Annotated in this window: 22 protein-coding genes; 18 read left to right on the forward strand and 4 right to left on the reverse strand. The window is 61.2% G+C overall.

Annotation, left to right across the window (positions count from 1 at the left end; all coding sequences use genetic code 11):
• The first annotated feature begins 13 nt into the window (after positions 1-13).
• The gene (gene recO / locus ACFWHB_RS03495; RefSeq protein WP_139745765.1) at positions 14-721 is read left to right on the forward strand and encodes a DNA repair protein RecO; all 708 of its coding nucleotides are present in this window, start codon (positions 14-16) and stop codon (positions 719-721) included.
• A 144-nt stretch (positions 722-865) separates the two neighbouring features.
• Positions 866-1,603, forward strand: a complete 738-nt coding sequence (gene pdxJ / locus ACFWHB_RS03500) for a pyridoxine 5'-phosphate synthase (RefSeq protein ID WP_111910478.1) — start codon at positions 866-868, stop codon at positions 1,601-1,603.
• Positions 1,604-1,672: 69 nt separating this feature from the next.
• Here the strand turns inward: pdxJ and ACFWHB_RS03505 are convergent, their stop codons facing one another.
• The 3 genes from ACFWHB_RS03505 to barA form a co-directional block, all read right to left on the reverse strand.
• A complete protein-coding gene (locus ACFWHB_RS03505) occupies positions 1,673-2,587 on the reverse strand; it encodes an N-acetylmuramoyl-L-alanine amidase (protein ID WP_395949463.1) in 915 nt (304 codons plus the stop codon).
• 41 nt (positions 2,588-2,628) lie between these two features.
• Entirely contained in the window at positions 2,629-3,114 is a 486-nt protein-coding gene (locus tag ACFWHB_RS03510) for a DUF1456 family protein (protein WP_025328253.1), read from the reverse strand.
• 63 nt (positions 3,115-3,177) lie between these two features.
• Entirely contained in the window at positions 3,178-5,898 is a 2,721-nt protein-coding gene (gene barA / locus ACFWHB_RS03515; RefSeq protein WP_234567013.1) for a two-component sensor histidine kinase BarA, read from the reverse strand.
• Between the two features lie 272 nt (positions 5,899-6,170).
• Here barA and rlmD point away from each other — a divergent pair, with 272 nt between their 5' ends.
• The 14 genes from rlmD (at position 6,171) to rpoS (ending at position 20,964) form a co-directional block, all read left to right on the forward strand.
• On the forward strand, positions 6,171-7,493 hold the full coding sequence (gene rlmD / locus ACFWHB_RS03520) for a 23S rRNA (uracil(1939)-C(5))-methyltransferase RlmD (protein ID WP_395949464.1): 1,323 nt from the start codon (positions 6,171-6,173) through the stop codon (positions 7,491-7,493).
• A 252-nt stretch (positions 7,494-7,745) separates the two neighbouring features.
• Positions 7,746-9,956 (forward strand): GTP diphosphokinase, encoded by a 2,211-nt coding sequence (relA, locus tag ACFWHB_RS03525; RefSeq protein WP_163155815.1) that lies wholly within the window; start codon positions 7,746-7,748, stop codon positions 9,954-9,956.
• 74 nt (positions 9,957-10,030) lie between these two features.
• Positions 10,031-10,828, forward strand: a complete 798-nt coding sequence (mazG, locus tag ACFWHB_RS03530; protein ID WP_395949465.1) for a nucleoside triphosphate pyrophosphohydrolase — start codon at positions 10,031-10,033, stop codon at positions 10,826-10,828.
• 141 nt (positions 10,829-10,969) lie between these two features.
• Positions 10,970-12,607, forward strand: coding sequence for a glutamine hydrolyzing CTP synthase (pyrG, locus tag ACFWHB_RS03535; protein ID WP_106885832.1), 1,638 nt, complete (start codon positions 10,970-10,972; stop codon positions 12,605-12,607).
• 89 nt (positions 12,608-12,696) lie between these two features.
• Positions 12,697-13,995: a phosphopyruvate hydratase gene (gene eno, locus ACFWHB_RS03540; RefSeq protein ID WP_025328247.1), complete on the forward strand. Its 1,299-nt coding sequence runs from the start codon at positions 12,697-12,699 to the stop codon at positions 13,993-13,995.
• 288 nt (positions 13,996-14,283) lie between these two features.
• Entirely contained in the window at positions 14,284-14,601 is a 318-nt protein-coding gene (ftsB, locus tag ACFWHB_RS03545) for a cell division protein FtsB (protein WP_106885834.1), read from the forward strand.
• A complete protein-coding gene (gene ispD, locus ACFWHB_RS03550) occupies positions 14,594-15,304 on the forward strand; it encodes a 2-C-methyl-D-erythritol 4-phosphate cytidylyltransferase (protein WP_395949467.1) in 711 nt (236 codons plus the stop codon). Before ftsB ends, ispD begins: the two co-directional genes overlap by 8 nt.
• A 79-nt stretch (positions 15,305-15,383) precedes the next feature.
• Complete coding sequence (gene ispF, locus ACFWHB_RS03555; protein ID WP_043132002.1) at positions 15,384-15,860, forward strand: 2-C-methyl-D-erythritol 2,4-cyclodiphosphate synthase; 477 nt, start codon at positions 15,384-15,386, stop codon at positions 15,858-15,860.
• Positions 15,860-16,918 carry a tRNA pseudouridine(13) synthase TruD gene (truD, locus tag ACFWHB_RS03560; protein ID WP_395950170.1) on the forward strand — a complete coding sequence of 353 codons (1,059 nt, stop codon included), beginning with the start codon at positions 15,860-15,862 and terminating at the stop codon, positions 16,916-16,918. The genes ispF and truD overlap by 1 nt, the downstream gene beginning before the upstream one ends.
• Positions 16,899-17,660, forward strand: coding sequence for a 5'/3'-nucleotidase SurE (gene surE / locus ACFWHB_RS03565; RefSeq protein WP_139745771.1), 762 nt, complete (start codon positions 16,899-16,901; stop codon positions 17,658-17,660). The genes truD and surE overlap by 20 nt, the downstream gene beginning before the upstream one ends.
• A complete protein-coding gene (locus ACFWHB_RS03570; RefSeq protein WP_205598792.1) occupies positions 17,614-18,282 on the forward strand; it encodes a protein-L-isoaspartate(D-aspartate) O-methyltransferase in 669 nt (222 codons plus the stop codon). Before surE ends, ACFWHB_RS03570 begins: the two co-directional genes overlap by 47 nt.
• Positions 18,279-18,860: a YqaA family protein gene (locus ACFWHB_RS03575; RefSeq protein ID WP_025328241.1), complete on the forward strand. Its 582-nt coding sequence runs from the start codon at positions 18,279-18,281 to the stop codon at positions 18,858-18,860. The genes ACFWHB_RS03570 and ACFWHB_RS03575 overlap by 4 nt, the downstream gene beginning before the upstream one ends.
• A 9-nt stretch (positions 18,861-18,869) precedes the next feature.
• Positions 18,870-19,934 (forward strand): LysM peptidoglycan-binding domain-containing protein, encoded by a 1,065-nt coding sequence (locus tag ACFWHB_RS03580; protein ID WP_395949468.1) that lies wholly within the window; start codon positions 18,870-18,872, stop codon positions 19,932-19,934.
• A 46-nt stretch (positions 19,935-19,980) separates the two neighbouring features.
• On the forward strand, positions 19,981-20,964 hold the full coding sequence (gene rpoS, locus ACFWHB_RS03585) for an RNA polymerase sigma factor RpoS (protein WP_043131996.1): 984 nt from the start codon (positions 19,981-19,983) through the stop codon (positions 20,962-20,964).
• A gap of 88 nt (positions 20,965-21,052) precedes the next feature.
• Here the strand turns inward: rpoS and tsaD are convergent, their stop codons facing one another.
• On the reverse strand, positions 21,053-22,066 hold the full coding sequence (tsaD, locus tag ACFWHB_RS03590; protein ID WP_043131995.1) for a tRNA (adenosine(37)-N6)-threonylcarbamoyltransferase complex transferase subunit TsaD: 1,014 nt from the start codon (positions 22,064-22,066) through the stop codon (positions 21,053-21,055).
• A 179-nt stretch (positions 22,067-22,245) separates the two neighbouring features.
• Here tsaD and rpsU point away from each other — a divergent pair, with 179 nt between their 5' ends.
• Entirely contained in the window at positions 22,246-22,461 is a 216-nt protein-coding gene (gene rpsU / locus ACFWHB_RS03595) for a 30S ribosomal protein S21 (protein ID WP_005309452.1), read from the forward strand.
• Between the two features lie 15 nt (positions 22,462-22,476).
• Positions 22,477-22,920 (forward strand): GatB/YqeY domain-containing protein, encoded by a 444-nt coding sequence (locus ACFWHB_RS03600; protein ID WP_050719053.1) that lies wholly within the window; start codon positions 22,477-22,479, stop codon positions 22,918-22,920.
• Positions 22,921-23,004: the final 84 nt, after the last annotated feature.

Below are 23,004 nucleotides of genomic sequence, written 5' to 3' on the forward strand. Positions count from 1 at the left end.
TGGCGCTGACTGATTGCTGAACCCGGCTTTCGTCATCCACAGTCGGCCCTATCGGGAGACCAGTCAGCTGGTCGAGGTCTTCACCCAGGATAGCGGCCGATTTACCCTGGTGGCTCGCGGTTCTCGCGGGCCACGCTCCCCTCTGAAGGGGCTGCTGCAACCCTTCACCCTGCTCACCATGAGCTGGCGTGGCAAGGGGGATCTCAAGAACCTCGCCCAGGTCGAATGCCCGGATCACTCCCTGCGACTCGGTGGCGATCGCCTCTTCTACGGTCTCTATCTCAACGAGCTGGTCTACTACCTGCTCGAAGCCCATACCCCCTTTCCCGAGGTGTTTGATGCCTATGCCCGTGCCCTGATGGCGCTGGCGGACGGCGAGACGCCAGAGCTGCCCCTGCGCCGCTTCGAGTTTCTGCTGTTGCAGGCGCTCGGCTATGCGGTGGACTTCGAATATGCCGCCGACGACGACTCCCCGATCCAGCCCGAGCTGCTCTACGGCTTCGAGCGGGAGCTAGGCTTTGTCGCTTGCGAGCGGGCGCCGGATCCCCGTACCCTGTTCCTCGGCGCCCACCTGCTGGCCTTCGCCGAGGGGCGCTTCGATACCCCTCCCTTGCTGCAGGCGGCCAAGCGTTTCAGCCGGCTGGCGCTGCAGCCCTATCTGGGTAAACGCCAGTTAAAGAGCCGGGAGTTGTTTTTGAAGCGACGAAGCAGTCTGGGCTAACACTTTTGCGGCGTAACCCGACAGGGTAAGAATGTTACCGACGTCCGATTACGCTGCGCTAATCGAACCTACGAACGGATATCGGCGCGGGCGTGTTTTCGCTGACCGCGCAGTCAACAGATGAAGAGTTTCAAGGAGTCCTCAATGAGTGAAATCTATCTGGGTGTGAACATCGACCATATCGCCACTCTGCGCAACGCCCGCGGCACCCAGTATCCGGATCCTGTCCAGGCCGCCTTCGTGGCCGAGCAGGCCGGTGCCGATGGCATCACGGTTCACCTGCGCGAAGATCGCCGCCACATCACCGACCGTGACGTCGAGATCCTGCGTCAGACCATCCAGACCAGGATGAACCTGGAGATGGCGGTGACCGAGGAGATGATCGGCATCGCCTGCCGTATCCAGCCCCAGTTCGTCTGCCTGGTGCCGGAGAAGCGCACCGAGGTGACCACAGAGGGCGGCCTGGATGTGGCCGGTCAGCTGGACAAGATCACCGATGCGGTGACCCGCCTCGCCGCCGTCGGCGCCCAGGTGTCTCTCTTCATTGACGCCGACCCCATCCAGATAGATGCGGCCGCCGAGAGTGGTGCCCCCTTCATCGAGATCCACACCGGTCGCTATGCCGATGCCACCACGGATGCGGAGCGCAACGCCGAGTTCAAGCGCATCGCCGCCGGCGCCTCCTATGCCGCTGGCAAGGGGCTCAAGGTCAATGCCGGCCACGGCCTGCACTACCACAACGTCAAGGCCATCGCCGCCATTCCCGAGCTCTATGAGCTCAATATCGGCCACGCCATCATAGGCCGTGCCGCCTTCGACGGTCTGGCCAAGGCGGTCAGCGACATGCGCCTGCTGATGCAGGAAGCCCGTCAGGGGATCTGATGCCGGTCTGCCAGCATCGCATAAACAAGGGACGCCTCGGCGTCCCTTGTTGTTTTCGGGGAAGGGGGCTCAGCCCGGCTCGGGGAAATAGCGCTCCAGCAGGGCCATAAGGATGGCCTGGCTCTCGGCATCCGGCTCCCCGGTGATCAATGCGGGGCGGAAATGGAGCTGGAATGCGCGCAGGACGGCGCGGCTCTGCTCATCCCAGGCGCCGCTTGGCGCTACCCCATAGCCGTAGCGGGCGAGCTGTTGCTGCCATTGTTGCGCATCCCAGACGGGGAGTGGCGCTTGGCGCAGTTCGGCCACTCTGGCCTCGTCTGGCCAGGCGCCGACGCCATGGTGAAGGGCCAGCTCGCGCCAGGGGAAGTGGGGGCCGGGATCCTGCTTGCGTTCGGGGGCTATGTCGCTGTGAGCCAGCACCTGGGTGGGGGGGATCCGGTAGCGATCGACCAGATCCCGGGCCAGAGCGCCGAGAGCGGCGATCTGGGCCCGGGTATAGGGTTGCCAGCGCCTCAGGTGGGCGGGCAGGGATTCGTCTTCCGTGGGATAACCCAGATTGACTATCTCAATGCCCAGCGAGCTGGCGTTGAGCCCGGCATACTGATGCCAGCGGCTGCGACCGGCGTGCCAGGCGCGTTGGCTGTCGGGAACCAGCTGGTAAACGGGGAGCGGGCGTTGCTCGGTGTCGCGGGGGATCAGGTAGTGGGCACTCACCTTGTGTTCGGGTTTGGTCAGCAGGCGCAGGGAGCGGGCGTCGTCCTCGTCTGTGTAGTGGAGGATCAGAAAAGCGATGCGCTCATTCTGGTTGGCACTGACATGACGGGTGGAGAGCTGATAAGGCGCCGGTTGGCAGGCGCCGAGCCCCAGCAGCAGGCAGAGTGACAGCAGTATGGTGCGGCATCTGTTTGGCAAGGGGGAAACAAGGGATGGCCAGCGCGGCCTGCCGCCCAGGCGGAATGACGGGGGGCAGGTGCGCTGGCCCATGGCTCAGGCGCGCTGTCTGAGGGTGACGTGCGCGCGCGGGCTCATGGCTCTGACCTGTACTTGGCGGTGAGGCCGATGAGGAAGTTGCGCAGGATCTGATCCCCGCAATCTTGGTAGTGCTTGTGATCCTTGGCGCGGAACAGGGCGCTCAGCTCGGACTTGGAGAGGTTGAAGTTGGCGAGCTTGAGGGTGCCCAGCATGTCTTCTTCCTTGTAGTCGAGGCCGATGCGCAGCTTGCGCAGGATCAGGTTGTTGTTGATCCGGTTCGGGATCACCTGGGGCGGGGCATTTTCCCGCACACCGCGACGCACGGCGATGAAGCCGTCAAGGAACTGGCTCAGGGCCGAGTCCGGGCAGGCGGCATAGCCTGCTTCCTGCTCTTCCCCTTCCGCTGCCTCTTTAAGCAACCAGCTGTGGAGCTGGGCGTGATCGACGGTCAGGTTGCCCTTGGCAAACATCTCGACCATCTGATCGTTGCTGATGGTGAGGGCGTAGCGCAGGCGGCGCAGAATATCGTTGTTGGTCATGTTGACTCCTGTGGAAACGGCGCGATTTTACCATCTGCGGGCCCCGCAGTCAGAAAAAGCGCCTCACTCGGCCAGGGAGAGATAGCGGGGGGCCTCCCGCCGCACCTGCTCCAGGGCATCTTGCAGCTCCAGCAGCTCGGGTTCGAGCTCGCTGACGGGCACGCCGTCGCGCAGCTGCTGCTCGAGCTGGGAGAGCAGGCGTTGCAGGCCGGGCACCCCAGAGTAGGCGCAGCCGCCGTTGAGGCGATGGAGCTGGGCCAGCACCTCGGCATCCTCCACCCCGCCCGCCAGCGCCTCGTCCAGCATGGGTTCCACCTCGTCGAAGCTGGCCAGCAGCATGGTCAGCATCTCCTTGGCGAGTTCCGGCTTGCCCGCCGCCTGGCGCACCGCCAGGGTCCAGTCTATCTGCTGATCCCCCTGGTTCTGGTGGCGCCTGTGGGCGAAGTCGGTGATGAGCTGCGCCAGCATGCCCTCGTCGATGGGCTTGGCCAGGTAGTCGTCCATGCCCTGGCGGATCAGGCGCTCCCGCTCGCCCGGGATGGCATGGGCGGTGACCGCGACTATGGGGGTCTCGGTGTTGAGGGAGTGATGGCGGATCGCCTGGGTGGCGCTGATGCCATCCATGACGGGCATCTGTATATCCATGAAGATGATGTCGAACGGCTGGCTCTGGGCCAGGTTGACCGCCTCCTTGCCGTTCTTGCACACCACCACCTCGGTCACCATCTCCTTGAGCATGGCAGCGATGAGCTTGAGGTTGGCGGCGTTGTCATCCACCGCCAACACCTTGACGGCCTGTACCCGGTGGGGAGTCGGCGCGGGCAGCGGCGTGCGCCTGGCCGCCTCGGGGGAGAGCAGGGCGTGCAGCAGCTTGCGGTGGTTGATGGGCTTGGAGAGGCAGTGGGCGGCGCCATGGGCCAGCATGGCGTCATAGAGCGCTGGCTCGTGGCTGCTGAGCAGCACTATGGTGTTCTGTTGCCCGCTGAGGCCATCGAGGCGGGTGATCACCTGCTGCGGGGTGTGCAGTGTGCTGCTGCCGATGATCACCATGTCCTGGCTGCCCATCTCCGGCCAGTCGTCGGTCATGGTCAGGGACTGCACGTCCAGCTGCCATTCGGCCAGCAGGGCGAGCAGGGAGGCGTGGGTGAAGGGATCAGGCTCCAGCAGCCAGACCCGCTTGCCCAGGATGCGATCCAGCGGCAGCCGCTCGGTCTGGGGCAGGGGGGAGACATCCAGCTCCAGGTTGAAGGAGAAGACGGAGCCCTTGCCAAGTTCGGATTCGAAGCGGATCTGGCCTCCCATCTGCTGCACCAGTTTCTGGGTGATGACGAGGCCGAGCCCGGTGCCGCCATAGCGGCGGGAGATGGAGGAGTCGGCCTGATTGAAGGCCTGGAACAGCTGGCGTTGCTGCTCTTCCGAGATGCCGATGCCGGTATCCCGGATGAGGACCCGCAGGCGTACTTTGCTGCCGTTGGGGGCCCCGGTCTGCTCGACGCGCACATCGACGTTGCCGCGCTCGGTGAACTTGATGGCGTTGCCGGCGAGGTTGGTCAGCACCTGTTGCAGGCGCATGGGGTCGCCGGTGAGGTAGTCCGGCACGGCGGCGTCCACCTGCAAGGAGAGCTCGAGTTGCTTGTCGTGGGCACTCGGCCCCAGCAGGTGCATGGTCTCGTTGAGGGTGTCCCGCAGGCTGAACGGTATATGTTCGAGCTGCAGCTTGCCCGCCTCCAGCTTGGAGAAGTCGAGGATGTCGTTGATGATGCCGAGCAGGTTGCGCGCCGACTTCTCTATGGTCTGCATGTAGTCGGTCTGGCTCGGGGTCAGGCTGGTCTTGAGCAGCTGGCGGGTGAAGCCGATGACGCCGTTGAGCGGGGTGCGCAGCTCGTGGGACATGTTGGCCAGAAACTCGGATTTGACCCGTGCCGCCTCTTGCGCCCGTTTCTTCGCCATGTCGAGCTCGACGTTCTGAATCTCTATTTGTTCAAGCGTCTCTCGCAGATCCGAGGTCGCCTGATCGATGTTCTGCTGCATCTCCTCATGGTATTCGGAGAGCGCCTTGGCCATGGCGTTGATGCCGTTCTTCAGCATGTCCAGCTCGCCGGTGAGCTGGCCGCTGACCCGGGTATCGAGGCGCCCCTCCCGGATTCGGTGCACCGCCTGCACCATATCGGTGATGGGCTGGGTCACGCTCTTGACCAGGCGGAAGCCGAACAGGGTACTGATGGCGAGGCCGATGAGCACTATGATGACCGCGAAGAAGGCGTCGCGATACTGCAGGACTATGGCCCTGTCGGTGGCGAGCTGCATGGAGATGTAGCCGATGACCGGCGGCTCCAGATCGCTCGGCAGGGGGAAGCCGTCCAAGCTGGTCTCGGCCTGAATGGGGGTGCGCAATATGATGTCATCGCCGTTGAAGGTGACGCTGGTCAGGGCCGGGATGGCGCTGCCGTCCGGCAGGCGCAGCTGGCTGAAGTCCCTGTGATAGTTGGAGGTGACGAACAGCTGGTTGTCCTGGGTGAAGACGGCGATGGACTTGATGAAGGGGGAGTTCTTGCGATGGGTCAGCCCTATCAGCCGCTTGAGGGATTCGCGACTGTGCTGGGTCATGCCGTATTCACTGGCGATGGCCAGGGGCTCTATGATGTTGATGCCCTGATCGATCAGGTTGTTTTCCAGCTGATGGTAGCGGTGGAAGGTAAAGTAACCGGCGATCAGGCCGCCGATGATCAGGGTTGGCAATATGGTAAATGCCAGTACACGGGCTCTGAGGCCGTACTTGGTCATGCTGATAAACCGCCGGCAAACATGATGAAGACCATAGCCCCGGGGGCCTGTGGGCGCAGGGGGAGGGCTGGCAATACAGTCGATGTCACCGTAAGGGCGCTCAGGCCGTATCCTGTCATATCAATGGGCCACTTATGGTCAGATTGGGCAATGGGGCAGAGGCCGCAGCTCGGGCCCTCAGGCCGCATTTGGTCATACTATTATTCTTGTGGGACAATGGCCTGCTGCAGATTCCACAATCATGACATAGCCACCTATAGGCACCAAGTTTTATGGCCCAGTTTTTCAAGCCCCAAAAGAAATCCACCCAGCCCCAACGTATTGAATTTACGATAGACAGTCTGGACCACCACTGTGTCGGTGTCGGCCGTCATCAGGGCAAGGCCATCTTCGTCGAAGGGGCACTCCCCGGTGAGCTGATCAAGGCTCGCATCCTCGATGACAAGAAGCACTATGCCCACGCCGCCCTGCAACAGATAGTGACCCCGGCGGCCAATCGCATCGATCCCTTCTGCCCCCATTATCGCGAGTGCGGCGGTTGCAGTGCCCAGCACCTCGGCGAAGCGGATCAGCAGGCGGTCAAGGAGGCCGGGCTGGTCAGCCTGTTCGAGCGCCTTGGCAACATCAAGGCGCCGGCGCTCGAGCCCGTGCTCAAGGGGGAGTCCCGCGCCTACCGCCGGGTCTGCCGTCTCGCCATCAAGTTTGACAAGAACGGTCGCTGCACCCGGGTGGGCTTCCGTCGCCGTCAATCCAATGATCTGGTGGAGGTGGCGGGCTGCCCCGTGCTGGCCGATCCCCTCTCTGCCCTCATCACCCCCCTGCGCGAGTGCCTCAATCGCTTGAAGAGCCAGCGCGAGCTGGGCCATGCGGAGCTCATCCAGGCCGAACAGGGCATCATGATGCTGCTGCGCCACACAGGTCGCCCCAACGAGGCGGATCGCGCCCTGCTGGTGGCGTTTGCCGAAGCCCAGGGGATAGACCTCTACCTTCAGGCGGCGGATGAGCGCATCGAACCCCTGCGCCAACAATTTCAGCCGAGCTACACCCTCGATGGCCTGTCTCTTGCATTCGCCCCTGGCGACTTCATTCAGGTCAACGGCCCCATCAACCAGAGCATGGTGACCCAGGCGCTGGCGTGGCTGGGGGCGACCAAGGACGACAAGGTGCTGGATCTCTTCTGCGGCATCGGCAACTTCACCCTGCCGCTGGCCCGTCAGGCCCGTGAAGTGGTGGGGGTCGAGGGGGAACTCGCCATGGTGGCCCGTGCCGAGGAGAATGCCCGGCGCAACGGCATCGACAACGCCCGTTTCTACAAGGCGGATTTGAGCGGCGACATAGTCGGCATGTCCTGGGCGCGGGAAGGCTTCGATCTGGTGCTGCTGGATCCGGCCCGGCCAGGGGCGCTGGAAGTCATGAGCCACGTGGCGGCACTTTCGCCCAAGCGGGTGGTCTATGTTTCCTGTAACCCTGTCACCCTGGCCCGGGACAGCCAGGTGCTGGTGAAGGGGGGTTATCGACTGGCCCGTCTGGGGATGCTGGACATGTTCCCCCACACCGGCCACCTGGAGTCCATGGCGCTGTTTGAACGGGATTGAGCAGGCTGTTTTCAGATTGCCGGGGCTGCGTTTTGTCGGCCTTCCGATGCCGGTAGCGCTGTTTGAGCAGGGGTGATTAGGGTAATCTAGATCTGCAAAAATGGACCTGATGTGCGAGAGAAACCTGTTGCCGGGATCGGCAACATGCCTTGAAAACTCTTTCGTGCATCCCCATTTGAGGCAGTCATCAGCTGATGAGGGGATGGCAGAAAGCATCGGCTTTCCGGCCCCACAATTTTAAGGATTGATACCATGGTTGCGGTGCGCGAAATTCATTTGAAAGACAATTTCACCCTGGATGAGTGGGTCAGCTCCCTCTCCTTAAGTGAAAGTGACAAGAATCAACTGCGAACCGTCTACCAGTATTGTCTGACGCTTGGCGACGAGGCGCTCACCAGTCGCCTGCTGGTGCGTGGGGTCGAGATGGTGGGCATACTGCTGATGCTCAGCATGGATCTCGCCACCCTCAAGTCGGCCATTCTCTATCCCTTCGTCGAAGCCGGTCTCATCAAGCAGGAGAAGGTGAACGAGGACTTCGGCCCCAAGATCGCCAAGCTGGTGGAAGGGGTGCTGGAGATGGAGGCCATCCGCTCCCTGCAGACCCTGCACCGCAGCGAGACCTCGCCGGAGCAGGTGGACAACGTGCGCCGCATGTTGCTCGCCATGGTGGAGGATGTGCGCGCCGTCGTCATCAAGCTGGCGGAGCGGATCGCCTGCCTGCGGGAGGCCAAGCTGGCGGATGAGGAGACCCGGGTGCTGATGGCCCAGGAGATCACCAACATCTATGCGCCCCTTGCCAACCGCCTCGGCATAGGTCAGCTCAAGTGGGAGCTCGAAGATCTCGCCTTCCGTTACCTGCACCCGGATACCTACAAGCAGATCGCCAAGCAGCTCGACGAGAAACGACTCGATCGGGAGCGCTACATCCGCGAGTTCGTGCAGTCCCTGCGCGATGCGCTGGCGGAGGCCGGGGTCGAGGCCGAAGTCTACGGCCGCCCGAAACACATCTACAGCATCTGGCGCAAGATGCAGAAGAAGCACCTCGAATTCAACGAGTTGTTCGACGTGCGTGCGGTGCGGGTGATCACCAAGCGGCTGCAGGATTGCTATGCGGCGCTTGGCATAGTTCACACCCATTTCCACCACATTCCCCGCGAGTTTGACGACTATGTCGCCAACCCCAAGCCCAACGGCTACCAGTCCATCCACACAGTGGTGGTGGGGGAGGAGGGGAAGACGGTGGAGATCCAGATCCGCACCGAGCAGATGCATCAGGATGCCGAACTCGGCGTCGCGGCTCACTGGCGCTACAAGGAAGGGGCTCAGGCCGCCGCCAAGACCAGTACCTTCGAAGACAAGATCGAGTGGCTGCGCAAGCTCCTCGCCTGGCAGGAGGATCTCTCCGAGAGCGGCTCTTTGCTGGACGATCTGCGCAGTCAGGTGTTCGAGGACAGAGTCTATGTGTTCACCCCCAAGGGGGACGTCATCGACCTGCCGGCGGGGGCTACCCCGCTCGATTTCGCCTATCACGTTCACAGCATGATCGGCCACCGCTGCATCGGGACCAAGGTGGATGGCCGCATAGTGCCCTTTACCTACACGCTGCAGACCGGCGATCAGGTGGAGGTGATCACCCAGAAGGAACCGAACCCGAGCAGGGACTGGATGAACCCCAATGCGGGTTTCCTGCGCTCCAGCCGGGCGCGGGCCAAGGTGGCGACCTGGTTCAGAAAGCTGGATCGGGACAAGAACATTGCCGCTGGCAAGGAGCTGCTGGAGAAGGAGCTGGACAGGCACAACCTGACGCTCTCCAAAGTGGACAAGGTGGTGTTGGAACGCTTCCATGCGGAGGAGCTGGAGGATCTGCTGGCCGGGATCGGCAGCGGCGACATCCGCATCAACCAGCTGCTCAACTACCTCGACACTCGTTACAACAAGCCGACGGCGGAGGAAGAAGACCGCCGCCTGCTGGAGAAGCTGGAGCAGAAGGCCAATGCGCCCTTCCGTCCCAAGGCCAAGGATCACATCGTCGTGGAAGGGGTCGGCAATCTGATGACCCACATTGCCCGCTGCTGTCAGCCCATCCCGGGGGACTCCATCCAGGGCTTCATCACCATGGGTCGTGGTGTCTCCATTCACCGGGAAGATTGCGAACAGCTGAAAGAGCTCTCTCGCCGCAATCCGGAGCGACTGATCGATGCGGTCTGGGGGGAGAACTACTCCGGCGGCTATGGTCTCACCATCCGCATCCTCTCCAACGACAGATCCGGCCTGCTGCGGGACATCACTACAGTGCTGGCCAACGAGAAGATCAACGTCATGGGGGTGCGCTCGCGCTCCAACGTGCGCGAGCAGACCGCCGAGATCGACATGGAGCTGGAGATCTACAACATCAACGCCTTCAACCGGGCCTTGGCCAAGCTCAGCCAGCTCAACGACGTGATCAGCGCCAAGCGCCTATGATACCCCATAAAAAGTGACCGGCCTCCGTGGCCGGTCCTGTTTTAACCCTTTCAACGAAGTGAAGCGACCCTCTCATGTCCCAACGTTACGACCTCCCTCAATTGCTCGACATCATGGCTCAGTTGCGCTCCCCGGACGGGGGCTGCCCCTGGGATCTCAAGCAGAGCTTCCAGACCATAGTGCCCCACACCCTGGAGGAGGCCTATGAGGTCGCCGATGCCATCGAGACCCAGGATTGGGACGGATTGAAGGGAGAGCTTGGGGATCTGCTGTTCCAGGTGGTCTTCTACGCCCAGCTTGGCAAGGAGCAGGGACTGTTCGATTTTGCCGACGTCGTCGATGCGGTGAGCGAGAAGCTCATTCGCCGCCATCCTCATGTGTTCTCCGATGCGGACCTCGGTGACGAGCAGGCGGTCAAGGTGAACTGGGAGGCGGAGAAGGCCAAGGAGCGTGCCGCTCTCGACAAGGAGAGCGTGCTGGACGACATCCCCCTCTCGCTGCCGGCCCTGACCCGCGCCGCCAAGATCCAGAAGCGCTGCGCCACAGTCGGCTTCGACTGGAAGACCCTCGGCCCTGTGGTGGACAAGATCCACGAGGAGATCGAGGAGGTGATGGAAGAAGCGCTGATGGTCGACGTGGACGAGGCGCGGGTGAGCGACGAGCTCGGGGATCTGCTGTTTGCCACCGTCAATCTGGTGCGCCATCTGGGCAAGGATCCGGAGCAGGTGCTGCGGGGCGCCAACGCCAAGTTCGAACGCCGTTTTCGTCAAGTTGAGCAGTTTATTGCCGCGGAAGGGCTGAAAATGACCGATTGCACCCTGGAGAAGCTGGATGCAGCCTGGGGTCGGGCCAAGGAAACCGAGCAAAGTTGATTTGGCGCAAGACGAGGGGGCGGCGAGCCTGATAGATTTTTGTTCATTGTTTGGGAGAGGGGGTTTTGGTATACTGTTTCCCCGTCCTGCTTCATCCCCGAAGCACCCCTTAAAATTCCCTAAACTTCTTTCAGGTTCAGCATGACGACAAAATATATTTTTGTAACTGGTGGCGTTGTTTCATCCCTCGGCAAAGGCATTGCCGCAGCTTCTCTGGCAGCCATTCTGGAAGCCCGTGGTCTGGATGTGACCATCATGAAACTGGACCCCTATATCAACGTGGATCCGGGCACCATGAGCCCGACCCAGCACGGTGAAGTGTTCGTAACCGAGGACGGGGCCGAGACCGATCTGGATCTGGGCCATTACGAGCGTTTCATCCGCACCAAGATGACCCGTCGCAACAACTTCACCACCGGCCGCATCTATGCCGACGTGCTGCGCAAAGAGCGTCGTGGTGACTATCTGGGCGCCACCATCCAGGTCATCCCGCACATCACCAACGCCATCAAGGAGCGGGTGATTGCCGGCGCCGAAGGCCACCAGGTGGCCATAGTCGAAGTGGGCGGTACCGTGGGCGACATCGAGTCCCTGCCGTTCCTCGAAGCCATTCGTCAGCTGGCTGCCGAAGTGAGCCGCGACAATGCCATGTTCATGCACCTGACCCTGGTTCCTTATCTGGCCGCTGCCGGTGAAGTGAAGACCAAGCCGACCCAGCACTCCGTCAAAGAGCTGCTCTCCATCGGGATCCAGCCAGATGTGCTGATCTGCCGCTCCGATCGCGCCATCCCGGCCAACGAGCGTGCCAAGATCGCCCTGTTCTGCAACGTGCCGGAGCGCGCCGTCATCTCCATGAAGGACGTCGACTCCATCTACAAGATCCCGGCGCTGCTGAAGTCCCAAAATCTGGATGACTACTTCATCGCCCGTTTCGGCCTGGAGTGCAAAGAAGCTGACTTGTCCGAGTGGGAACAGGTGGTCTATGAAGAGGCCAACCCGACCGCAGAAGTGACCATCGGCATGGTCGGCAAGTATGTTTCCCTGCCGGATGCATACAAATCCGTCAATGAGGCGCTCAAGCACGGTGGCCTGAAGACGCGCCTCTCCGTCAACATCAAGTTCATCGACTCCCAGGACATCGAGACCCGTGGCTCCGAGCTGCTGGAAGGTCTGGACGCCATCTTGGTACCGGGTGGCTTCGGTGAGCGTGGCGTGGAAGGCAAGATCCTGGCCGCCCAGTATGCCCGTGAGAACAAGATCCCTTACCTGGGTATCTGCCTGGGGATGCAGGTTGCCATGATCGAGTTCGCTCGCAACGTGGCTGGCATGACAGGGGCTCACTCCTCCGAATTCAAGAAAGATTGCGCCTACCCGGTTGTCGGCCTCATCACCGAATGGGTGGATGAAGAAGGCAACGTCGAGACCCGTACCGAGAAATCCGATCTGGGTGGCACCATGCGTCTGGGCTCTCAGCTCTGCCATCTGGTAGAAGGCTCCAAGGTGCGTCAGATGTACGGCACCCCGACCATCTACGAGCGTCACCGTCACCGTTATGAGGTGAACAACAAGCTGCTGCCGCAGATCGAAGCGGCCGGCTTGAAGGTGACCGGTCTCTCCGCCGACAAGAAGCTGGTGGAAATTATCGAGATTCCGGATCACCCTTGGTTCGTGGCGGCGCAGTTCCACCCGGAGTTCACCTCGACTCCCCGTGATGGCCACGCCCTGTTCGCCGGTTTTGTGAAGGCGGCAGGCGAGTATCAGAAGCGTAATTTGAAGTAATTGAAAATAAATGCGGTTGGGGCTCTGTGCCGCAGCCGCTTTTTTTGGCATATTTTTGTTGTTTTTTTACGAAACCTGAGGAAATACACATGTCCAAGATCGTTAAAGTGATCGGTCGTGAAATCATCGACTCCCGTGGTAACCCGACCGTTGAGGCCGAAGTTCACCTGGAAGGTGGTTTTGTTGGTATGGCAGCCGCTCCGTCTGGCGCGTCCACCGGTTCCCGCGAAGCGCTGGAACTGCGTGACGGCGACAAGAGCCGTTTCCTGGGTAAAGGCGTGCTGAAAGCCATCGAAGCTGTTAACGGCCCGATCGCTCAGGCTCTGCTGGGTAAAGATGCCAAGGACCAGGCCGCTATCGACCAGATCATGATCGACCTCGACGGTACCGAGAACAAATCCAAGTTCGGCGCCAACGCCATCCTGGCCGTTTCCCTGGCTAACGCCAAGGCCGCTGCTGCTGCCAAGGGCCTGCCGCTGTACGCCCACATCGCCGAGCTGAACGGCACCCCGGGTGTCTACTCCATGCCGCTGCCGATGATGAACATCATCAACGGTGGTGAGCACGCCGACAACAACGTCGACATCCAGGAGTTCATGATCCAGCCGGTTGGCGCCAAGACCCTGAAAGAAGCCATCCGCATGGGTGCCGAGGTCTTCCACAACCTGGCCAAGGTACTGAAGTCCAAGGGCTACGCCACTGCAGTGGGCGACGAAGGCGGTTTCGCACCTAACCTGAAGTCCAACGCCGAAGCGCTGGAAGTGATCGCCGAAGCCGTTGCCGCTGCCGGTTACAAGCTGGGCACCGACATCACCCTGGCCATGGACTGCGCTGCTTCCGAGTTCTACGACGCAGAGAAGAAAGAGTACAACCTGAAGGGCGAAGGTCGTATCTTCACCTCCAACGAGTTCTCCGACTACCTGGCCGACCTGACCACCAAGTTCCCGATCGTCTCCATCGAAGATGGCCTGGACGAATCTGACTGGGAAGGCTTCGCCTACCAGACTGCTGAACTGGGCAAGAAAATCCAGATCGTGGGTGACGACCTGTTCGTAACCAACACCAAGATCCTGAAGCGCGGCATCGACAACGGTATCGCCAACTCCATCCTGATCAAGTTCAACCAGATCGGTTCCCTGACCGAAACTCTGGCTGCCATCAAGATGGCCAAGGACGCTGGCTACACCGCCGTCATCTCCCACCGCTCCGGTGAGACCGAAGACGCGACCATCGCCGACCTGGCCGTGGGTACCGCTGCTGGCCAGATCAAGACCGGTTCCATGAGCCGTTCTGACCGTGTTGCCAAGTACAACCAGCTGATCCGTATCGAAGAAGCCCTGGGTGCCAAGGCTCCGTTCCGCGGCCTGAAAGAAGTAAAAGGCCAGTAATTACTGCCTGCAATTCTTAAGCTGTTGAAAAGCCCCGCCACGCTGGCGGGGCTTTTTTATATCCGTCGCCCCCCAATTGTCAGGCCAGCCCCTGATCGGCGGCGGTTTTCGTGTGGTTGCCGCCAACCTGGCGCCAAGGCCGTCCCTCCTGGGGATAGCGCGGGTTTTTGACTCTCGTCTGCGGGACCCCGCCATCTTTTTTATTCCCCCGGCCCGTCTGGCACACCGGCTTTCTTTTGTCTTGCCTGCGAATATGGGAAACTAGGCCGCTTGAAGGAGACTCAGTGCATGCGGCTACTCACTCTTATCCTGCTCCTCCTCTTGGGAGGGCTGCAATATGACTTCTGGCTGGGGAAAAACGGTCTATCCGATTATCGGGAGCTCTCCAATGCCATCGAGCGGCAACAGCAGGACAATCTGGTTCTCAAGGACCGCAACAACCTGATTTACCGGGAGATCGACGATCTGACCTCGGGCCTTGAGGCCATCGAGGAGCTGTCGCGCAACGATCTTGGCTACATCAAACAGGGCGAGACCTTCTACCGGATCATTCCCAAAGACAAAGACCAAGTAACGGAGCCGGACGGCGTCCCCTACGATGACTGATTGCCACAGCGGGCTGACCGCCATAGTTCCGGCCGCCGGTATCGGCAGCCGCATGGGGGCAGACTGCCCCAAGCAGTACCTGACACTGGCAGGGAAGACCATCCTGGAGCATACGCTCGGCTGTTTATTGTCCCACCCGGCCATAGCCCGGGTGATAGTGGCGCTGGCGCCGCACGATGAGTGGTTCGAACAACTGGCCGTGGCGGCCGACCCGCACATTCTGCGGGTCGAGGGAGGAATCGAGCGCGCCTATTCGGTGCTCAACGCCCTGCATGTGGCGGAAGGGAAGTGGGTGCTGGTGCACGATGCCGCTCGTCCCTGCCTCTGTCACGGCGATCTCGACAAGCTGATCGCGACAGCCATGGCGTGCGATGGAGCCATCCTCGGCAGCCGGGTGCGGGACACCATGAAACGCACCGACGGGGCAGGCAACATAGTGGCCACCGTCGAGCGCGAACAGCTCTGGCATGCCCTGACGCCGCAGATGTTCCCCACCGGCACCCTGAAACGGGCGCTGGAGGAGGGGCTGGCACTGGGGGCCCTCATCACAGACGAAGCCTCCGCCATGGAGCGCGCCGGTTTTACCGTGAAGATGGTGGAGGGGCGTGCCGACAACATCAAGGTGACCCGACCGGAAGATCTCTCCCTGGCCGAGCTCTTTTTACAACAACAGAGTGCGCGCCAGCAGGCGCGACCCGATTGACCCGCAGAGGGGCCCGCATGATCCGCATTGGACATGGTTTTGACGAGACAGATTTCTGTGTATTGAGGGGGGATCAGGCATGATGCGAATTGGACATGGTTTTGACGTGCACAAGTTTGGCGGGGTTGGCCCCTGCATGCTGGGTGGCGTCCCGGTACCCTATGAGCAGGGCCTGCTGGCCCATTCCGATGGTGACGTCGTGCTGCATGCGGTGAGCGATGCCCTGCTGGGGGCCATAGGCGCCGGCGACATAGGTCGCCACTTCCCCGATACCGCAGCCGAGTTCAAGGGGATCGACAGCCGCATCCTGCTGCGGGACGTCTTTGCCCGGGTACAGCAGGCGGGCTACGCCATCGGCAACCTGGATGTGACCATCATAGCCCAGGCCCCCAAAATGGCCCCCCATATCGCGGCCATGTGCGCCGTGCTGGCGGCCGATCTGCAATGTGATTTGAACCGGGTGAATGTCAAGGCGACCACCACAGAACAACTTGGGTTTACGGGGCGCAAGGAAGGGATCGCCACCGAAGCCGTCGTCTTACTGGTGAAACAATGATGCTGGAACAGCTGAGCTATCTGCACGGGGCGCCTGTCGCCCGCGGCATCCTCAAGGCCGAGGCCGCCGACTTCGTGGTGAATGAAGATCTCGGCTTCGAACCTTGCGGGGAAGGGGAGCACATCTTCGTGCGGGTGCGCAAAACCGGCGAGAACACCGCCTGGGTGGCGGGCCTGCTGGCCGATGCGGCCGGCGTCAATCGCAATGCGGTGACCTGGGCGGGTCTCAAGGATCGCCACGCGGTGACCGAGCAGTGGTTCGGCATTCACCTGCCGGGCAAGGGCGAACCGGATCTCTCTGTCATCCAGAGCGACAGCATCCAGATCCTGCAGGCCAAGCGCCACAACAAGAAGCTGCGGGTTGGCTACCTCAAGGGCAACCACTTCACCCTGCGCCTCACCGGTCTGGAACAGGCAGACGATCTGGAAGCCCGGCTGCAGGCCATCGCCAGTCAGGGGGTGCCCAACTACTACGGCGAGCAGCGCTTTGGCCGGGATGGCAACAACCTGGACGCGGCCAAGGCCATGTTTGCTGGCAAGCGGATCAAGGATCGCAACAAGCGCTCCCTCTATCTCTCCGCCGCCCGCAGCATGCTGTTCAACGCCATCGTCAGCGCCCGCATCGAGCAGGGGCTGGCACACCAGCTGCTGGCCGGTGACTGCGTGATGCTGAGGGGCAGCCACTCCATCTTCAGTGAAGAGGTGCTGACCCCGGAGCTGGAGGCGCGCCTCGCCTCCGGCGACGTGCAGCTCACCGCCCCCCAGTGGGGCCGTGGCCGGCTGGCGAGCCAGGGTGCCGCCGCCGAGTTTGAACTGGCGGTGCTGGCTCCTTACGCCGAATGGTGTGACGGGCTGGAGAAGGCCGGACTGGATCAGGACAGGCGTCCGCTGCTGCTCAAGCCGGAGCAGATGAGCTGGCAGCAGGATGGCGAGGTGCTGACCCTCTCCTTCTTCCTGCCGGCCGGTGCCTTTGCCACCAGCGTGGTGCGCGAGTTAATGCAGGCCGAAGAGGCCGATCACGGTTTCAGGAACCCAACCGATGCGAATTCTGGTCAGTAATGACGATGGAGTACATGCCGAGGGCATTCGTGCCCTCAGCGAGGCGCTGACTGCCTGCGGCGAAGTCATTGTGGTAGCGCCGGATCGCAACCGCAGCGGCGCGAGTCACTCCCTGACGCTGGAAGTGCCGCTGCGGGTTACGCGCCTTGGCGAAACCGGCTTTAATGGCAGCGAGAGCTATGCGGTGAAGGGCACCCCGACCGACTGCGTGCACCTGGCGGTCAACGAGCTGGTGCGCCCGGAACCGGACATGGTGGTGGCCGGGATCAACCACGGTGCCAACCTGGGGGATGATGTCATCTACTCGGGCACGGTCGCTGCGGCCACCGAGGGGCGCCACCTCGGCTTCCCCTCCATCGCCATCTCCCTGGTAGGCAAGACCCACTTCGCCACGGCGGCCCACCATGCGGTCCTGCTGGTGAAGGGGCTGATGAAACACCCCCTGCCAGCCGATCAGATCCTCAACGTCAATGTGCCGGACCTCCCCCTCGAGCAGATCAAGGGGATCAGGGTGACCCGCCTTGGCAACCGCCATCCCGCCGAGTCGGTGATCCGCAGCGAGGATCCCCGTGGTCAACCCATCTACTGGATAGGCCCCCCCGGCAGCCAGCAGGATGCGGGAGACGGCACGGATTTCGCCGCCATCGAGCAGGGTTATGTCTCCATCACCCCGTTGACCATCGACATGACTGCCTATGACAGTCTGGCGAGTCTGGGTGCCTGGCTGGATCTGCAGGGATGACGTTGTGATAGTACAGCGCCTGTTGAATCAACTGATTGCCCAGGACATTCGTGATTTCCGCGTGCTCGCGGCGATTGCGAAAGTGCCGCGCCAGCTGTTTGTGGATGAAGCCATGGCCCACAAGGCCTGGGACAATACGGCCCTGCCCATCGGCCACGGTCAGACCATCTCCCAGCCCTATATAGTGGCGCGGATGACAGAGCTGCTGATCCAGAACGATCCGGCCCATGTGCTGGAGATCGGCACTGGATCCGGTTATCAGACCGCAGTGCTGGCCCATCTGGTGGAGCATGTCTACACGGTGGAGCGGATCAAGTCGCTGCAGTTCCAGGCACGGCGCCGACTGCGCCAGCTCGACCTGCACAATGTCTCGGCCAAGCACGGCAACGGCTGGCTGGGCTGGCCCAACAAGGGACCGTTCGATGCCATTCTGGTGACGGCGGCGGCGAGCGAGGTACCCAAGGCCCTGACCGATCAGCTGGCCGAAGGCGGGCGTCTGGTGCTGCCGGTGGGGGATAGTCAGCAGACTTTGCAGCTGATCGAGCGATCCGGCTCCCAGCTGACCAGCCGGATCCTGGAGCCGGTGCGTTTTGTCCCCCTGATTGACGGAGATGTGGAGTGAAGCTGTTTTCCCGTTTGTACGTACTGGTGATGCAGTGGGCCCGCCACAAGCACGCCCCCTGGTATCTCTCCATCACCGCCTTTATCGAGTCGGTGTTCTGGCCGATCCCGGTGGACGTGATGCTGGCCCCCATGGCGCTCGCCAAGCCGCACAAGGCGTGGCACTACGCCGGGTTGGCAACCTTCTTCTCTGTGCTGGGGGCGCTGTTTGGTTATGCCCTGGGCTATGCCCTGTGGGAGCCCGTGGTCCAGCCGCTGGTGGTATCTGTCGGCTATGAAGACAAGATTGCGCTGGCCGAGCAGTGGTTCACGCAGTGGGGGATCTGGGTGATTTTTATTGCCAGTTTCACGCCGATCCCCTACAAGGTGTTTACCGTCACGGCGGGCTTGCTTCATATGGCGCTACTGCCATTTATCGTGACCTCCCTCATCGGTCGTGGCATGCGCTTTTTCCTGGTCGCGGGCCTGATGCGGTGGGGGGGTGAGAAGATGGAGCGCAAGCTGATGCACTATGTGGATGTGCTCGGCTGGCTCTGTATTGGTTTGGCCATTGCGGCCTATTTCTGGTTTAGTCGTTAAGGATCCACTATGCGTTCGCGTGTTTGGCAAGGAAGCAGTGTCGTCGTGTTGTCATGGCTACTGCTTGCCTGCTCTTCCAGCAAGACTGCTGCCCCGGTACAGAGTCTGGGCAATGACCCCATTGCCTCGACCATCCCGACTCGTCAAAACATGGCCAATTCGGGCATGCAGGGTGGCAGTTACACAGTGGTGAAGGGGGATACCCTGTACTCCATCGCATTCCGTTCGGGCATGGATGTCGCATCCCTGGTCAGCCTCAACGGGATCAGCCCTCCCTACAACATCTATCCGGGCCAGCAGCTCAGGCTGGATGGCTCTTCCGGCGTCGTGGTCAGCACCGGCATGGCGATGAGCCGCCCTGCCACAAGCGGCAACGGCACCTATGAGGTGCGTCGTGGGGATACCCTGAGCAGCATAGGTCGCCAGTTCAATGTCTCCAATCAGACTCTGGCACAGCGCAACAACCTGCAGGCCCCCTATTCACTCCATGTTGGCCAGGTGCTCAACGTGGGGGCGAGTGCGGCGGCAGGCGGCCAGATGGTGGCGGCGACCACTCCGCCGGTGACCAGCTCCGGGCCCAAACCCATGGCGACGGCACCGGCAGGTACGACCACCCCGTTTATTGCTCAGAAAACGATTGCTCCTGCACCGTCAACAGCATACGCTCAGGCGAAAGAACAAAAAAACGTCAGTTCCCAGTCAACTCTCTCCTGGCATTGGCCAGCTAAGGGACGGATAGTCGAAGGCTTCTCCGTTGCGGAACAGGGCAACAAGGGCATCGACATCTCCGGCCAGAAGGGCCAACCAGTTTACGCCGCCAGCGGCGGCAAAGTGGTCTACGCGGGCAGTGCACTCAGGGGTTACGGCAAGCTGATTATTCTCAAGCACAACGATGACTACCTCTCTGCTTACGCCCACAACGACGAGTTGAGGGTCAGGGAGGGAGACTCCGTCAAAGGCGGAGCCGTCATCGCCAACATGGGTAGCACGGATGCGCCGGATGTGCGCCTGCACTTTGAAATCCGGTACAAAGGCAAGTCAATCAACCCGATGGGCTATTTGCCAAAGCGTTAACCCAGAGAGCTAGGTCTTACTCTGGTTCAGGTCAGGGAGACATATCATGAGCCAAGAACAACTGGTAATGCAGGATGCAGAGTTAGAGTTCGACGAAGAGCTGGAGGCCCAGGAGGAAGAAGAGGTTCAGGAGGTTGCCGCCGAGGCTGAGGAGACTATCTCCGATGAGCTCATGGTGCCGGAACTGAACAAGGTGATGGACGCCACCCAGCTCTATCTGGGGGAGATCGGCTTCTCCCCCCTGCTCACGGCCGAAGAGGAAGTCTACTACGCCCGTCGTGCCCTGCGCGGTGACAAAGCCGCGCGCAAGCGCATGATCGAATCAAACCTGCGCCTGGTGGTCAAGATTGCCCGGCGCTACAACAACCGCGGCCTGGTGCTGCTGGATCTCATCGAAGAGGGGAACCTCGGTCTCATCCGGGCGGTCGAGAAGTTCGACCCCGAACGGGGTTTCCGTTTCTCTACCTATGCCACCTGGTGGATCCGCCAGACCATAGAGCGGGCCATCATGAACCAGACCCGCACCATACGGCTGCCGATCCATGTGGTGAAGGAGCTGAATGTCTACCTGCGCACCGCGCGTGAACTCTCCCACCGCCTCGACCATGAACCCACCGCCGAAGACATCGCCTTCGCGCTGGATCGCTCGGTCGACGATGTGAACCGCATGCTCAAGCTCAACGAAAAGATCACCTCGGTGGATACCCCCATCGGCGGCGATCGCGACAAGGCCCTGCTCGATGTTCTGTCCGATGAGCGCGGCATGGGGCCAGAGCTGGAGTCTCAGGAAGATGACATGCGCAGCAGCATAGTCCACTGGCTGGAAGAGCTGAATCCCAAGCAGCGTGAGGTGCTGGCGCGCCGCTTCGGCCTGCTCGGTTACGAGCCGGCCACCCTGGAAGATGTAGGGGCCGAGATTGGTTTGACCCGGGAGCGGGTGCGCCAGATCCAGGTCGAGGGGCTGCGCCGCCTGCGGGAGATACTGCTGGGGCAGGGGCTCTCCATCGAGGCCCTGTTTAGAACCAATTAATCGTTAACCAACGGACGGCTATTATGCCGACGATAGACACAACAAAGGGGCCAGAGGCCCCTTTTTCATTGCGAGAGGATCCTTGGGATCACACGGGATCCAGGGTGTCCAGCGGCCAGCGCGGCACCGCCTTGACGACCAGCGGCTCGAACACGCCCGCTTTCAGGCGCTGCATGCCAGCATAGGCGATCATGGCGCCGTTGTCGGTGCAATACTCGGTGCGCGGATAGAACACCTCGCCCTTGAGGCTCTCCATCAGCTCGGCCAGCTGGGCGCGCAGATGACGGTTGGCGCTGACGCCACCGGCCACCACCAGACGCTTGAGGCCTGTCTCCTTCAAGGCGCGGCGGCACTTGATGGCCAGGGTATCGACCACAGCATCCTCAAACGCCCGCGCGATATCGGCACGGGTCTGCTCATCATCGCCGTTGGCGGCTATGGTGTTGGCGGCAAAGGTCTTGAGGCCGGAGAAGCTCATGTCGAGACCGGGTCTGTCCGTCATGGGACGGGGGAAGGTGAAGCGTCCCGTGGTGCCTTTCTCGGCCAGACGGGAGAGCAGGGGGCCGCCCGGGTAGTCCAGTCCCATCAGCTTGGCGGTCTTGTCGAAGGCCTCGCCGGCGGCATCGTCGATGGATTCCCCCAGCAGTTGATAGCTGCCGATGCCGTCGACCCGCACCAGCATGGAGTGACCGCCGGAGACCAGCAGCGCCACGAAGGGGAATTCGGGGGCCCGCTCCTCCAGCATGGGAGCCAGCAGGTGGCCCTCCATATGGTGTACCGCCACGGCGGGTTTACCCCAGGCCATGGCGAGGGAACGGCCTATGGTCGCCCCCACCAGGATGGCGCCAACCAGACCCGGCCCCGCAGTGTAGGCGATGCCGTCGATGTCATCTTTACCCAGTCCCGCCTCTTGCAATGCGGCCTGGATCAAGGGGATCGTCTTGCGGACGTGATCCCGGCTGGCGAGCTCGGGGACGACGCCACCGTAGTCCGCATGCAGCTTGACCTGGCTGTATAACTGATGGGAAAGGATCCCTTTTTGATCGTCGAAGATCGCGATCCCGGTTTCGTCACAGGATGTCTCTATGCCCAATACACGCATTGCTAAAAAATTTCACTGCTAAAATGAGACGGCTATGGTAACCTTCGCGGGTTTTTTAAACCAGAGCGATCTCTGCGGGTTTACTTTCATTCCCTGTCCAGAGTATAATTTCGCACCATTTTAAGACATGCTGATCGACTGATGGTCAGCTAACAATATATCACTGAGGTGAAAGGCACATGCCAGTAATCAAAGTCCGTGAAAATGAGCCGTTTGACGTTGCTCTGCGTCGCTTCAAGCGTTCTTGCGAAAAGGCCGGTATCCTGTCTGAAGTTCGTAGCCGTGAGTTCTACGAGAAGCCGACTACCATCCGTAAGCGCGCCAAAGCGTCTGCCGTTAAGCGTCACGCCAAGAAGCTGTCCCGCGAAAACGCACGTCGTATCCGCCTGTACTAATCGGGGGATAATGTCGTGTCTCTGAAGGATCAACTCAAGGATCAACAAAAACTCGCCATGCTTGCCAGAGATAAGGCTCGCCTGGGGACGATCCGTTTGTTGATGGCAGAAATCAAGCAGCGTGAAGTTGATTCCCGTATCGAGCTCAATGATGAGGATATCCTCGCTGTCGTGACCAAGATGGTCAAACAGCGCCGCGATTCCATCAGCCAATTTGAAGCTGCCGGTCGTCAGGATCTTGCCGACAAAGAGTCCGCAGAGATCCTTGTGCTGCAGGAATTCCTGCCGCAACAGCTGACCGCAGACGAAATTGCCGCACTGATCGAGCAAGCCATCACTGAAAGTGGTGCTGCCGTCATGGCTGATATGGGCAAGGTCATGGCTGTCTTGAAGCCGAAGATTCAGGGGCGTGCCGATGTCGGCGCCGTCAGTGCTCAGGTGAAAACCCGCTTGGCGTAACAGGCATTTCTCTTGTTAGTCGAAAGAAGCCGTGCTTCCCTGTGAATGCGCGGCTTTTTTATTTTTCCGAGTAATGAAACAGGA

Source organism: Aeromonas mytilicola subsp. aquatica (genome assembly GCF_044336385.1).
In the GTDB taxonomy this organism is placed as follows: domain Bacteria; phylum Pseudomonadota; class Gammaproteobacteria; order Enterobacterales; family Aeromonadaceae; genus Aeromonas; species Aeromonas rivipollensis.

What these genes read in the sequence shown, in the direction of transcription:
- pdxJ (WP_111910478.1), top strand. Translation starts at nt 866, where the DNA reads ATGAGTGAAATCTATCTGGGTGTGAACATCGACCATATCGCCACTCTG.
- ACFWHB_RS03505 (WP_395949463.1), bottom strand. Translation starts at nt 2,587, where the DNA reads ATGGGCCAGCGCACCTGCCCCCCGTCATTCCGCCTGGGCGGCAGGCCG.
- ACFWHB_RS03510 (WP_025328253.1), bottom strand. Translation starts at nt 3,114, where the DNA reads ATGACCAACAACGATATTCTGCGCCGCCTGCGCTACGCCCTCACCATC.
- barA (WP_234567013.1), bottom strand. Translation starts at nt 5,898, where the DNA reads ATGACCAAGTACGGCCTCAGAGCCCGTGTACTGGCATTTACCATATTG.
- rlmD (WP_395949464.1), top strand. Translation starts at nt 6,171, where the DNA reads ATGGCCCAGTTTTTCAAGCCCCAAAAGAAATCCACCCAGCCCCAACGT.
- relA (WP_163155815.1), top strand. Translation starts at nt 7,746, where the DNA reads ATGGTTGCGGTGCGCGAAATTCATTTGAAAGACAATTTCACCCTGGAT.
- mazG (WP_395949465.1), top strand. Translation starts at nt 10,031, where the DNA reads ATGTCCCAACGTTACGACCTCCCTCAATTGCTCGACATCATGGCTCAG.
- pyrG (WP_106885832.1), top strand. Translation starts at nt 10,970, where the DNA reads ATGACGACAAAATATATTTTTGTAACTGGTGGCGTTGTTTCATCCCTC.
- eno (WP_025328247.1), top strand. Translation starts at nt 12,697, where the DNA reads ATGTCCAAGATCGTTAAAGTGATCGGTCGTGAAATCATCGACTCCCGT.
- ftsB (WP_106885834.1), top strand. Translation starts at nt 14,284, where the DNA reads ATGCGGCTACTCACTCTTATCCTGCTCCTCCTCTTGGGAGGGCTGCAA.
- ispD (WP_395949467.1), top strand. Translation starts at nt 14,594, where the DNA reads ATGACTGATTGCCACAGCGGGCTGACCGCCATAGTTCCGGCCGCCGGT.
- ispF (WP_043132002.1), top strand. Translation starts at nt 15,384, where the DNA reads ATGATGCGAATTGGACATGGTTTTGACGTGCACAAGTTTGGCGGGGTT.
- truD (WP_395950170.1), top strand. Translation starts at nt 15,860, where the DNA reads ATGCTGGAACAGCTGAGCTATCTGCACGGGGCGCCTGTCGCCCGCGGC.
- surE (WP_139745771.1), top strand. Translation starts at nt 16,899, where the DNA reads ATGCGAATTCTGGTCAGTAATGACGATGGAGTACATGCCGAGGGCATT.
- ACFWHB_RS03570 (WP_205598792.1), top strand. Translation starts at nt 17,614, where the DNA reads ATGACAGTCTGGCGAGTCTGGGTGCCTGGCTGGATCTGCAGGGATGAC.
- ACFWHB_RS03580 (WP_395949468.1), top strand. Translation starts at nt 18,870, where the DNA reads ATGCGTTCGCGTGTTTGGCAAGGAAGCAGTGTCGTCGTGTTGTCATGG.
- rpoS (WP_043131996.1), top strand. Translation starts at nt 19,981, where the DNA reads ATGAGCCAAGAACAACTGGTAATGCAGGATGCAGAGTTAGAGTTCGAC.
- tsaD (WP_043131995.1), bottom strand. Translation starts at nt 22,066, where the DNA reads ATGCGTGTATTGGGCATAGAGACATCCTGTGACGAAACCGGGATCGCG.
- rpsU (WP_005309452.1), top strand. Translation starts at nt 22,246, where the DNA reads ATGCCAGTAATCAAAGTCCGTGAAAATGAGCCGTTTGACGTTGCTCTG.